General features: G+C 60.5%; 5 protein-coding genes. 3 read left to right on the top strand and 2 right to left on the bottom strand.

The genetic code is table 11. The features are described 5' to 3' along the window. Window position 1 precedes the first annotated feature (1 nt). Genes AB4N73_RS16085 through AB4N73_RS16075 form a run of 3 tightly spaced genes read left to right on the top strand, consistent with a single transcriptional unit; the run spans window position 2 to window position 2,553 of the window. Entirely contained in the window at window positions 2–1,219 is a 1,218-nt protein-coding gene (locus tag AB4N73_RS16085; protein WP_460142304.1) for a hypothetical protein, read from the top strand. Window positions 1,220–1,263: 44 nt separating this feature from the next. Further along, window positions 1,264–2,007, top strand: a complete 744-nt coding sequence (locus AB4N73_RS16080; protein ID WP_460142303.1) for a molecular chaperone — start codon at window positions 1,264–1,266, stop codon at window positions 2,005–2,007. Window positions 2,008–2,040: 33 nt separating this feature from the next. Next, on the top strand, window positions 2,041–2,553 hold the full coding sequence (locus AB4N73_RS16075; RefSeq protein ID WP_310218174.1) for a CS1 type fimbrial major subunit: 513 nt from the start codon (window positions 2,041–2,043) through the stop codon (window positions 2,551–2,553). A gap of 91 nt (window positions 2,554–2,644) precedes the next feature. On the opposite strand, the gene AB4N73_RS16070 is transcribed toward AB4N73_RS16075, so the two are convergent. Together AB4N73_RS16070 and AB4N73_RS16065 are read right to left on the bottom strand one after the other, a co-directional pair. Then, window positions 2,645–7,636 (bottom strand): dermonecrotic toxin domain-containing protein, encoded by a 4,992-nt coding sequence (locus AB4N73_RS16070; RefSeq protein ID WP_460142302.1) that lies wholly within the window; start codon window positions 7,634–7,636, stop codon window positions 2,645–2,647. Between the two features lie 186 nt (window positions 7,637–7,822). After that, entirely contained in the window at window positions 7,823–10,942 is a 3,120-nt protein-coding gene (locus AB4N73_RS16065) for a biosynthetic peptidoglycan transglycosylase (RefSeq protein ID WP_460142301.1), read from the bottom strand. Window positions 10,943–12,657: the final 1,715 nt, after the last annotated feature.

Here is a 12,657-nt window from a genome sequence, read left to right as displayed (position 1 = left end):
TATGAAAATCTTCCAGGCAGGCTGCGCGCTGACGCTGGCGTTGGCCATGTCCACCGCCCATGGATTCAATCAGGAAATCCGTGCGACGTTTCAGCCTGACCCGACGCAGCCAGGCAAGAATCTGTTCGTGAACAAAACCCCCAACACCGGCTACTGCGCAAGCTACCCGGCGCAATGCGCCGACCACAACATTTTCAGCATCGAGATGCCTGTACGGTTCGACTCCACACGCTTCATCTCACGTGGTGAACCGATGCTGGTGAAAGCCCCGGCCGACTGGCGACAATTGACAGTTACCAATATGCAAACGCAGGAAACCGAAACCGTCGAAGTGCGCGTCATCGGTATCGGCTCCACGTACATTCTGGGCGATTCCGCGACCAGCATCACCGGCGTGTCAGACGTGGCTGAAGCGCATGACAAATTATGGGACTCCAGCGGTTGGGTTTATGTGCCGGAACCCTGCCGTTACAGCGGTGTGGCGTCCTACGGTACGCACAGTTATCGCTTCTTCTGGAAGACCCCGGTGCAAGCTGGCTGCTCCAAAAATGTCGCTTACCGTCTCCCGTCAATAGCTTTCGACAAGATGGATTTTGCTTATGAATTAAGGACTCCCAATCCGTTGGGCATGTCTACCGGGCAATATACCGGCTCGGTTACTTACACCTTGGGAGGCGGCCGCGATTTTGTTCTGGGCGGCCTCTTGCTGCAGCCCGACGACCCCACGCTGACCCTGGATTTCGTCCTCGACGTGCAACACACCCTCAAGGTCGACCTGCCCCCCGGCGGCACTCGGGTCACGCTTGAGCCCGTAGGTGGCTGGGAGCCATGGATCAACAGCGGCCGCAAACCCACGCGGATATTTGCCGACCAGGTCTTCTACATTTCGGCCTCGTCGCGTTTCAAGGTCATGATGTTGTGCAATTCCTACGGCGGAAACGTCTGCAACCTGGGTAGCCCGAAGGGCGATACGGCCCCGGTTCAGGTCTCGATGAGTTTGCCGTCGGGCATCAGCGGCCCCGGCGGCGGTCCGGTTAACCGGATTTCCCTGAATTTCAATCGCTGGTCAGCGCCGTTTCAGCCTGGAGTGTATGTCGAGCGCAAGCCTGGCTATCTGCATTTTGATATGGCATCGAAAGACATCGACTTCCTGCTCAGGCCGGGCAAGAACGACCGTTTGCGCGGCAACGTCACCATTATCTGGGATTCGGAAGTATGAGCGTCCTGGTCCGCTTTCACTCAACGTTCATGGAGTTCAACACGATGAACCGTGGTCTTTTGCTGGGCCTGCTCAGCGTTTTTTGCCTGACGGCGCAGGCCGGGCCGCAGATCAATGTCGGCACCGTTTACGACTATCTGGAAGCCGACAAGAGCACCTATCTCAAACGGGTTTTCAACAGCGGCGACGCCACCGCATTCGTCAAGATCAATGTGCTCGAAATCGTTTACGACGCCGCCGGCACGCCCAAGGAAATTGCTGTCGAGAACGCCGCCGATGGCGCCTCGCGCAACGGCCTGATGGCCAGCCCGGCGCGGCTGATCGTCCCGGCGCAAGGCATGCAGGGCACACGCTTGCTGTACATGGGCGAACGGGATCGAGAACGCTATTTCCGCGTGCGCTTCGTGCCCGTGGTGCCGGAAAAGGAAGACGATTTTGTCGTCACCGGTGAAGAGCGGGAGGATTACAAAAAGTCGTTGTCGGCCGGCGTCAACGTCATGACCGGGTTTGGCACGATCTTCTTTGTCCGCCCCAGGGAAGCGCGTTACGCCACGGCGATCAACGAAACCGAGAGTCGCTACGAACTGCGCAACAACGGCAATACCGTGGTGATCGTCGATGAGTTCAAGAGCTGTTCGCTGAGCAAGGAAAGCGATTGCGGGGCGACCACCAAACACCATGTGCTGGCGGGCAAGTCCTTTGCCTTCAACAAGGAAAAGGGCCGTGAGTACCGCTTCTTTCTGATCGAAGGCAGCGACAAGAAAACCATGAAAGTCGCCAGCCGCTAGGCCGGTTTTCCATTCACGCATCAGGTAGCCAACATGATCAAGCAATGCACCGCCGCCCTGCTGGCGGTCGCCGCCGCGTTGACCGCGGCAGTGACGTGGGCCGCCCGGGAGGAGCACACCTTCGAAGTGTCGCTGACCATTCCCAGTCGGCCCTTCTACATCATTCCGGCACAACCGGACTGGATTCACCGTCCGCAGGTGCTGGCCTGGCAACACGCCACGGACAGCCTGGGCAATCTGGAAAAATCTTTCGACATGCGGCATGACAGCAGCGCCATCGAGGCGCGTCTGGCCACCGAGCCATTCCTTGATACCGGCACAACGGGTGAAGTGATTGAGCTGCGGGTGACGTTCAATGACGTCGTGCTGAGTTCGATCATTCCGCAACAAGTGCTTTCGGAAGAAGAGGCGGCTGTCGGTAAACGTGTGCTGCTGAAAATCGAACCCATCAAACCGCCGGGTGGCTACCGCCCCGGTCATTACAGCGGCAACGTCGTGCTGTTGTTCAGCGCCAGCGCGCCAAACGGCAATGACGCTGATGCCTGAATGTCTTACGCGGTGGGTATCGCAAGCACGACCAGGGTCCGTCGGCAGATTCGGCCAGCCTGAAACGCTCGCCGAATGCCGTGTGATGGTTTCAGAGTCCGGCCCTGTCGAGGGCTTCGCGACTCAAGGCGCGGGATAGCTCGTTGCGCTCGTAGCTGATTTTGTCGGCCAGCTTCCTGTACTCCCGGTCGCTGCTGAACACCTGGCTGTCGAGCTGACGGAATTTTTCTTCGTACAGGCGCAGGTTCTCCTGATAACGGTCAGGATAGGTATTGCGCAGGTAATCCTCCCAGAAAGGATCGGTATAGAGATCGATCATGCCGTTGACCAGGCCATCCCCCTGTTCGCGCTGGATGATTCTCTGGTAAGCCGCGTTGAGCTTTTCCTCGCTTACCCCGGCCCGAGGCTGCACAGGCATGCCCTCCGCTTGCCAGGGCAAATCCAGACGCTCGCCCAGGCCCGCTTCGAACGCCCGATGAATCTGGATTTCGTCCGGCGCCGGCAGGCGCGGATCGATCAGGTGTTGCTGCTGCTGACGATTGACCTCCATGGCGGCCTCATCGCTGACCCGATCAAGGCGAGCCGCGCTGCGCGCCAGACGCACGAGTCTGTCTTCCAGCTGCGAGGCCGATGCCGTTTCGTTGTAGGCCTTGGATACCAGGACTTTGAGCCCCAGTGAATTGAACAGCTGCTGGCCCAGATCAGCGCAGTCCTGTGCAGACACGTTCTGCTCGAAGAGCTTTTTGCGCAGATGTTCGTCGAGCGCCGCCGCATCGACCATGTCCCAGACCCGTGCGGTCAAATTCCGCCGCCCCGCGTCAGTCCCGTAATCGGCGGATTCGCGTTGCTTGCGGATCACGCTGAAAAAGCCGGCGGAATCAGGCTCGGCCATCAGGTCATGCCAGGACTGCTCGCGGTATCGGCTGAAGGCTGCCGAAGGGTGGGACGGATCCGCATTGGCGGGCATCAACTTCCAGTAATCAAGCTCATCGGCGGCGGCGGATGAATAACCGGGCACGACGCTCAACCCTACCGACTGGCGATACTCGCCAAGACGCCGCAACTGGTCACTGTCGAATTTGGCAACACTGATCCGTGCGCGAGCCAGCAGGCGCGCCTGATCGCTACCGGGTTCGACCCGGGGCAGGGTGTCCAGCGGATTGTCTCGCATGTCCAGGTAGAAGCCTTTCGGGCGCTGCCGTATCTGTCCATCGACTTCAAGCCATCCTGCCGGCCAATCGCGAATGCGCGTATTGACCAGGTTCAGTTCGACCAGTTGCTCCATGCGCCCGATATCCGGCGGCACACGCAGGTTGTTGCCATTGAGATTCAGGCTGTGCAGGCGGGTGAGATTGCTCAGGCGCGTGCTTGAGTCATAGGTCAGTTCAATGCTGTTGTGCGACAGATCCAGCGTCTGCAACTGATGCATTTTCCCGAGGGCAGCCGGCACCTCCTTGAAACCGCAGCGTTGGGCGCTCAATTGCCGCAGATTCGGGAAACTCGCCAGCAGGCTGTCCGGTGTGGTTGAAAGCGCAATGTTGGTGATGTTCAGTCCGGTAATCCGCTCGAAGTATTGCTGCATCCCGGGACGCCGTCGCAAGTCGCGCCACCATGACTCAAGGTTCGGTAGCGGCAGTTCGGCTGAAAGGTCCAGCGTATAGCCGTGTTCCGGATGGGGATTGCGTGCGCCGGGCCGTTCGTTCTCGCGTTTGAAGCACTTCCTCAACTGCTGCTCGATGTACAAGCCGCCCTCGCGGACGAAATCCGTTGGCAGCGCGATCAGTTCCCCGTTGTCTTCAATGACGGGGGTGTAACTGCTGCGCCAGCTGTCGAGGGCGTTGTCGAGCACTTCGCGTTCGCGCTCAAGGTCGGCGATGGCGCGTTCGCTGTTGCCCTTTTTTTCCAGCGCCGCCAGGAAACCCGCGACCTCTCTGTCGTTGAGTTTCGGGTACAACTGTCTGAGCCGCTGTTCCGGGGTTTTTGCCGCCCAGGGCCAGCCGCGTAGAAGAATCTCCGTCTCGCGGGGGGCGACCGTTCGAATCGGCGGTTGCGCCAGAGCAATACGGCGTTCGGCTGGCGGGGCGCACTGTTCCATGATCCACAGTTTCAAGGCGCGGCCCTGACCGCGCTGATAACCGGTACTCGCCAGCGTTTCGAGCGGTACGGCGCGCAGGATGGCTTCGTGGAAATCGGTACTGTCATGCAGCAGCTGACCCTTGGCGTCGCGCACTTCATAACGGCCTTCGCCACGCCTCAGCAGCTGCCTTACAGTGCTGGCGTCCTGCGGCCCGACACTGCAGCGCAACGGACCGTGCGGGCTGCCGTCGAACACTTCGATGCGCAGGTCGACAAAGGTGTCGGTGTGGATTTTCAGCGTATTGAGCGCCAGGCGTTCGGTCTGTTCGGTCATCAGATCGTCCCGATAAAAACCGTCGTACGCGCGACTGGCCGACGCCTCGAAATCCAGCTCTCGGGCCTGATTCTTCAGGCGTAGCGGCAAGTGCTGTTCGTCGCTGATGCGTTGGCGTTCGGCGACGCGAGCCTGGCTCAGAACCGTCTCGGCCAAGGGCAATGGCAGATCCGGAAACGACTGTCTGATCACGGCAATGTCGGCGTGGCCGTTGCGCTGCCCGGCCTGGTACAGATGGCGGGCGACGGCGCTGCGCTGCTGATTGAGTGCGTCGGCCAGTTGACTGCGCAGGACCTCGACCCGTTGCTCGGCAGTGACCATCGGGCCGAGCAGATGATTGAACTCGTCGTCGCGCAGGAACCCGGCGACCCGCTCGGGCAAGTGTCCGGCGTTGAGATCAGCCTGGCTGATGCGCAACGTGTCGGCTTCGGACGCCAGCGGGTTGCCGTATTTATGCGAGTAGCCGGTCAGGTCCTGACGCGCGAAAACCTCCAGCGCGCGTCGCGGCGGCCAGCCCGGCAGGCTGGTCAGCATCGGCTCCAGCCATACCGCATCGGCATCGATCGGTTTGCCGTTACGCAGGTTCTGCACAGCCTCGATGACATCCTCGTATGCACTGACGCGCCTGACCGTGTCGGCCAGCAGCGGCGGTGGCGGGCTGTTGTCGCTGTGCATGCGACGCAGTTCATCGTGGCTGGTGCCGCTGCTGCGCCGGATGTCCTCCAGTTGCGCAGGCGTAAAGCGCTCGACGCTGTGGCCCAGGCGAGGCATCAGCCGGGCGTCGGGCCAGTCGCCTGGCGATTCTGCTTCATGCAGCCAGGCGCCGTGACCGTTGTGTTCGATCCTTGGCTGGTAGGCATTTTCTCGATTCGGATGTTTGATCCGGTGAGTTTTGCTGGTGGCATCGGCGGAGGCTTTTTCCACCACGTAGAGCTTGCCTTCCAGCGGCAGGACGCTGGCGCTGGCATGTTGATGCAGGCCGTGACGATCGGGCTTCGATTGCGCTGCGAGGCTCAGCTCGTCACGTGCATAAGGGCTGAGGTCGCGATGCCACAGGCTTGGTTTGCCGTCGGGCAATTTGACCTGTTGCATGGCATCGACCTGCGGTGAGAGTTTTATCCGCAACGTTTCGCCAATCTGCGCGCCGGCGCCGAACGCCGCCAGTTGAATGACATCGGTCACCACACTGATGACATGTCCGGCAGCTTCCTCCCAGACGCCTTCGGCCAGATCGACGATGCCTTCAATCACATCGCTGGTCAGTTGATAGGCGGTATAGGCCATCATCACCTCGCCCAGACCAGGCACAAAGGGCGTGGCAATCAGCAGGGCGACGTTGAAGATGTCCGAGACGATCCGCTTGAAGTTGTCCCACCATGCCCAGCGTGCGTTGCTATCGGCATCGGCGGTCGAGACAGCGATTTGCCGCGCATCATTGATGACCTTGTTGAGTTTCTGCTGATAGACGTGCCGCCAGTAATCGCCCTGCAACGGCAAGCGGGTGAATTGCAGCCTGGGCTTTTCCACCGGGTCCTTGCGCCACACCGGGCGCTGGTCGGTGCTCTGCTCGCGTTCGTGATGGCGGACGACGAACAACCGCTGTTCGAGTTCGGCAAAAAAATGCCCACGTTGCTGCTGATCGACAAACTGGCTGAAGAATTGCCGGTACGTATGCCCGGTCGAGGCGCTCAGGCGGTCCTCGCGCAACTGGCGGGTCAGTTCGTCACGAAACGCCGCCAGCGACTCGTACTCCTTGAGTGGATGATCCGGATCGTGCGGCACGTAGACGATCAGGCGTCGAACCCCACGACTGTCGGGGTGGCCATGCATCAGCAACAGAATGCCGGTCAGGCGGGTACCGAGCATGGACAGGTCATTGCAGCGAATCGAACGGTTGTTGAGACGCAAGCGCGGGTTTTCCTCTGTGCTGAAGCTGAGCACCATCCTGAAGGTGTCGTACTGGATCTCTGCCTTGAGCAAGGCGATGTGCGCCGCGACGGCGAGGGCGTCTTTGAGGCTGGTGCCGATCTTGTATTGCAGAAGGCTCTCGGCCAGCGCTTCGCCGGGCAGCAAGTAGCCCTGCAAGTGCCTGGCATATTGCCCGCCCAGGTCGAGGTCGCGACACAGTGTCTGGAACTGGCTGATGGGCATTTGGTTTTTGAGCGGCAAGACGTCGAAGTGGCCGCGCGCATCAGGCTGGCTGATGTAGTCCGAGCCTGCACCGACCGTCTCTTTGGCGGCAAAGTTGTGCAGAGCGGCATCGAGCAGTGAGACCGTACGGGTCGTCGAACCGTCGACCACGTCGATTGCATACCAGGGACTGCTGGCGGGGATATACAGGCGCAGCCAGGTCTTCCTGACGTCCGGCTCGATGCCATGGCATTGCTTGATCCTTGCTTTGAGCAGCGGCTCGGCGAAGGCGTACAGGTCGGTCCTGGCCAGCAGATGATCGACCTTGTTCTGCGAGTCCCAGGCCTTGAGATTGGCGGCGGCGAGTCGGCTCGCATACGTACCGGGTGCGCTGTACCAGGGTTCGCGCTTCAGTGGCGTGGCGGCGAGTGCCAGGCTGCGGCTGAGCGTTGCAGTTTTGAACGGCGCGCTGACAGCCGATTCGATGAACGCGTAATGCCGGCCTTTGTCGGCGGCTTCGGCAGGCTGAGGGGAGTCAGACATGGCCAATCATCCTTGATTGTTTGAGGAATGATCAGCGTACCGGCGGCAGGGCAAAACAAAAGTTCAAAGATCGGGAGCCAAACGTGTGATCGGCTCAGCGATGCGACAAGAATTCGAATCGGAACAATGCACGAATACCACCATTTGCGCCGATGGCCTTCGGCGCGACGTGCAGGCCATGTTCGGTCAGTGCAGCGCCGATGCCACCACGGGCGCCTGTGGCGGTTGGCACTGTGAGTCGCTGCCCGGTTGCAGATACGGCGTGAGAATCGGCGCCATGCCTTTGAGTACCTGCGTGGGCAGAGCCGAGGTGAACTTGAAGTTCTCCGCCGAGCGCCCCGGGACGAACGCGGTGAGGGTGCCGAAATGGTGGTCGCCGATGTAGAACACAAAGGTCGCCGTGCGGTTGATCGACTTCGAACTGATGATCCGCCCGCCAGACCCGATCGCCGCAATGCGGTTGTCGCCGGTGCCGGTCTTGCCGCCCATGGCCAGCGGTGTGCCGTCGGGCAGTTTGAAACTGCCGGACAGCCTTTTGGCGGTACCGGCGTCGACCACTTGCGACAGCGCCTCGCGCATGGCTCGGGCCACTTCCACTGGCATCACCCGTTTGCCCACGTGCGGGTCGTTGATCAGCCCGGTTTCATACGGCGTATCGGCAGCAAAGTGCAGGCTGTCGATGCGCAGCGTCGGCATGCGCACGCCGTCATTGAGGATGGTGCCGATCAGCTCGGCGAGCGCGGCGGGACGGTCGCCGGAACTGCCGATGGCGGTGGCCAGTGACGGCACCAGGTGATCGAACGGGTAGCCGAGTTTCTGCCAGCGCTGATGAATGTCGAGGAACGCTTCGATCTCGAGCATGGTGCGAATACGACTGTCTCGCGCACCCTTGTGCCGGCTCTTGAACAGCCAGCTGTAGACTTCCTGGCGCTCGAAATGGCTGGCCTTGACGATCTCGCTGAAGGTCGCTTCCGGGTGATGCAACAGATAACCCATCATCCACAGGTCCAGCGGATGCACCTTGGCGATGAAGCCTTGGTCAGGCAAATCGTAACTGCCGGGGCCATAGGAGTCGTAGAGGCGGATCAGACGGTCGTCGGTGAGTTTTTCGTTGAGCTTGGCGCCTTTGAGGTGCGAGCGCACGAAACGGTTGAAGTCTTCCTGACTGGCCTCCGGCAGCAGATAGCGATGCACCGCCGCCATGCGGATCGGCGTCGGGCGGATGCTGTCGAGGAAGGTTTCCAGGCGCGCCTGGGTGTCCTTGTTCTTGTACTTTTTCCAGAATTTGAGCAGGAACGAGGTGCCTTCGCGGTCGGCGAAACTGGCCAGGTATTCCTGACGGCGCGGATCGCGATCATCCTTGAGCAATTCGCCGTTGGGGCCTGAGTAGGTGGTGTAGCGGACGATGTCGCGCATCAGGCGAATGAATGGCAGGTTGATCGACTCGCGCAGCGAATCGCGCAGGGTCGGCAGGCGACCGTTGTCCTCTTTGCGGAAGTTGTTGAATCTGTGCAGCCCACCGCCGGTAAAAAACGCCTCGCCGGGGCTGGCCGAGTATTTGCGATCCAGCGCGGCGCCGAGCAGCTTCGACAGGTCGTGATCCTTGTTCTGGATCAGGTAGTCGATGACCCAGCGGCTGAGGCGGTCCTGATCGGGCACTTCGACTTTTTTCAATTCTGCCACGCCCATCGCGCCGTATTTGTCGTGCAGCTCGGCGACGATTTGCAGGTACGTGGTCAGCACACGCATTTTCGCCGTCGAGCCGAGTTCAAGCTTGCTGCCTTCGTTGATGTCGAACGGCTGATCGGTGCTGTCGGTCTGCACGCGCACCCGCGAGCCGTCCGGGGTCAGTTCGAACAGGGTGAAGCTGTAACGCACTTGCGTGGTGCTGGTGGGTGTCAGCAAGCGTTCGCCGAGCAGACCGATTTCTGCTGCGTAGGCCGGGTCGGCAAGTTTTTTCAGATAAGCCGTGGCCTGCGTTTGCAGATCGCCCTGCAGGGTGCTGGTGGCCGACAGGTCGAGGCGATCGAGGTCGTACAGCGGGCGATTGAGCATGCTCGCCAAGCGGCTGCGGGCAACACTGATGCCCTTGTTGGTTTCAATCGGCTGCATCGTTGGCTGGGTCTGCCAGTCGCGATACGACACGGTGCTCGCCAGCGCAGCGTCAGCGAGGGCGCTGTCGATCACGCCGTTCTGCTTGAGCAGGCGCAGGTGGCTGTCGGTGAGGCTGGCCAATTCGTCGCGACCCTTGGTCAGGTAATGCGAAGGGCGGCGCTGGGCGATCATCAGCGAGAGCATTTCACGCAAGGCCAGGCCTTTGGCGGCCATGGTTTGTGGGTCGGTCTTCGGGCTGTTCAGTTGCTCGTTGGCCTTGTTGAAATCACTGCCGTACCAGACCCGCAAACCTTCGGCCATGCCGTGCACTTCACCGTGGCCGGGTACTGCCGAGAGCGGCACGCTGTTGAGGTAGTCGCGCACGATGTTCTGCCGCGAACCGAGGGTCTCTGGGCCATCCTGATAGGCGCGCACGCTGGCGGAAATCATCTGGCGGATCTTCTCCGCGCCCGACACGGTCAGGCCATCGGGTGAGTGGCGATACTTCTCCAGTTGCGTTGCCAGGGTGCTGCCGCCGGCCGATTGCCCGGGCAGGTGCAGCAACTTCGCCACTTGCGACCACGCGGCCATGCCGAAGCGCGGCCAGTCCACCGCCGGGTTGGCCAGCGGCTGTTTCGGGTCGAGGAGAAAGCGGTTTTCGATGAACAGCAGGCTGCTGACCACCACCGGCGGAATCGCCGCGAAGTCGGCATACAGTTGCTGCGGATAGTTGTATCGATACAGCGGCGCGCCTCGGCAGTCGGTGATCGACAACCCGGCCTGGATCTTTTCCGAGTACGGCACGAACAGGCCTTTGTCGGTGTAACCGAGCAGGGCGGGGGAGAAGCGCGTTTGCTCGGTGATCACGTAATTGCGCTTGAGCAGGCGTGGCAGGAATTCGTCCAGAGAGCTGTAACCCAGGCGCAGATCGAAAGGGCCGTTGCCCGGATAACGAATCGCTTCGCTGGGACCGGGTTCCAGTTTGTAGGTCAGCGAAGCGGCGTACTGGCTCAGCTCCCGCGCCTGAAAGCGCGAAGTGCGCATTTCCTTGGACGCGGCGAGCCCCACCACCACCGCAATGATCAAAAACAGCAACCAGAAAGCCTTCCACCCGTGCCGCTGACGACGGGGTTTTTCAGGGACAGGCGCTTCATTCACACGTTCAGTCTGAACCACGGTTTTACTCGAATCGGTTTGCCACAAAGCGCCCATAGTCGACTGATCCATTCACGCAGATTGATCGGACTTGTCTGAAGCTTAGACGGTGGTTGGAGCCGGTGAAGAAAATGTGCAGAGCGGAGGAGACGGCTTGTCTGAATAACTGGAACACACACTGTGGCGAGGGGATTTATCCCCGCTGGGCTGCAAAGCAGCCCCAAAACCTGCCACCACAGTTTCTACAGGCCCACCGCATGTGAGCAAGTTGCGACTGCTGCGCAGCCGAGCGGGGATAAATCCCCTCGCCACAAAGAGGCTGTTCACATCCCCATGATGTGTCTGTGTGGGCATGGATTCAGTTGGCTAACAGATTCATCAGTCATGCGGGGACTCCCTGTGGCGAGGGGATTTATCCCCGCTGGGCTGCAAAACAGCCCCAAAACCTGCCAGCACGGTTTCTACAGGCACACCGCATGTGAGCAAGTTGCGCCTGCTACGCAGCCGAGCGGGGATAAATCCCCTCGCCACAAAAAGGCTGTTCACATGCCGGGATGTTGTCAGTGTGAGGGATTCAGGCGGCTAGCCGATTTATCAGTCATGCGGGGACTCCCTGTGGCGAGGGGATTCATCCCCGCTGGGCTGCAAAGCAGCCCCAAAACCTGCCACCACGGTATCTACAGGCACACGGCATGTGAGCAAGTTGCGCCTGCTACGCAGCCGGGCGGGGATAAATCCCCTCGCCACAAGGATGCTGTTCACATCCCCATGATGTGTCTGTGCGAGCGATGGACTCCCTGTGGCTAGCCGATTTATCAGTCATGCAGGGACTCCCTGTGGCGAGGGGATTCATCCCCGTTGGGCTGCGAAGCAGCCCCAAAACCTGCCAGCACGGTTTCTACAGGCGCACCGCATGTGAGCAAGTTGCGACTGCTGCGCAGCCGAGCGGGGATAAATCCCCTCGCCACAAAGAGGCTGTTCACATGCCGGGATGTTGTCAGTGTGAGGAATTCAGGCGGCTAGCCGATTTATCAGCCATGCAGGAACTCCCTGTGGCGAGGGGATTCATCCCCGCTGGGCTGCAAAGCAGCCCCAAAACCTGCCACCACAGTTTCTACAGGCACACCGAGTCTGAGCAAGTTGCGCCTGCTGCGCAGCCGAGCGGGGATAAATCCCCTCGCCACAAAGAGGCTGTTCACATGCCGGGATGTTGTCAGTGTGAGGAATTCAGGCGGCTAGCCGATTTATCAGCCATGCAGGAACTCCCTGTGGCGAGGGGATTCATCCCCGCTGGGCTGCAAAGCAGCCCCAAAACCTGCCAGCACGGTTTCTACAGGCACACCGCATGTGAGCAAGTTGCGCCTGCTACGCAGCCGAGCGGGGATAAATCCCCTCGCCACAAAGAGGCTGTTCACATCCTCATGATGTGTCTGTGCGAGCGATGGACTCCCTGTGGCTAGCCGATTTATCAGTCTTGCAGGGACTCCATGTGGCGAGGGGATTTATCCCCGTTGGGCTGCAAAGCAGCCCCAAAACCTGCCAGTACGGTTCCTACAGGCACACCGAGTCTGAGGAAGTTGCGACTGCTACGCAGCCGGGCGGGGATAAATCCCCTCGCCACAAGGATGCTGTTCACATCCCCATGATGTGTCTGTGCGAGCGATGGACTCCCTGTGGCTAGCCGATTTATCAGTCATGCAGGGACTCCCTGTGGCGAGGGGATTCATCCCCGTTGGGCCGCGAAGCAGCCCCAAAACCTGCCAGCACGGTTT

It is taken from the genome of Pseudomonas sp. S3_B08, from assembly GCF_054667725.1.
The sequence above is the reverse complement of the archived record's forward strand: the minus strand, read 5'-3'. Positions and strand labels throughout refer to the sequence as shown.

Excerpts from the sequence above, each read along its gene's own strand:
- AB4N73_RS16085 (WP_460142304.1), top strand. The coding sequence starts at position 2 with ATGAAAATCTTCCAGGCAGGCTGCGCGCTGACGCTGGCGTTGGCCATG.
- AB4N73_RS16080 (WP_460142303.1), top strand. The coding sequence starts at position 1,264 with ATGAACCGTGGTCTTTTGCTGGGCCTGCTCAGCGTTTTTTGCCTGACG.
- AB4N73_RS16075 (WP_310218174.1), top strand. The coding sequence starts at position 2,041 with ATGATCAAGCAATGCACCGCCGCCCTGCTGGCGGTCGCCGCCGCGTTG.
- AB4N73_RS16070 (WP_460142302.1), bottom strand. The coding sequence starts at position 7,636 with ATGTCTGACTCCCCTCAGCCTGCCGAAGCCGCCGACAAAGGCCGGCAT.
- AB4N73_RS16065 (WP_460142301.1), bottom strand. The coding sequence starts at position 10,942 with ATGGGCGCTTTGTGGCAAACCGATTCGAGTAAAACCGTGGTTCAGACT.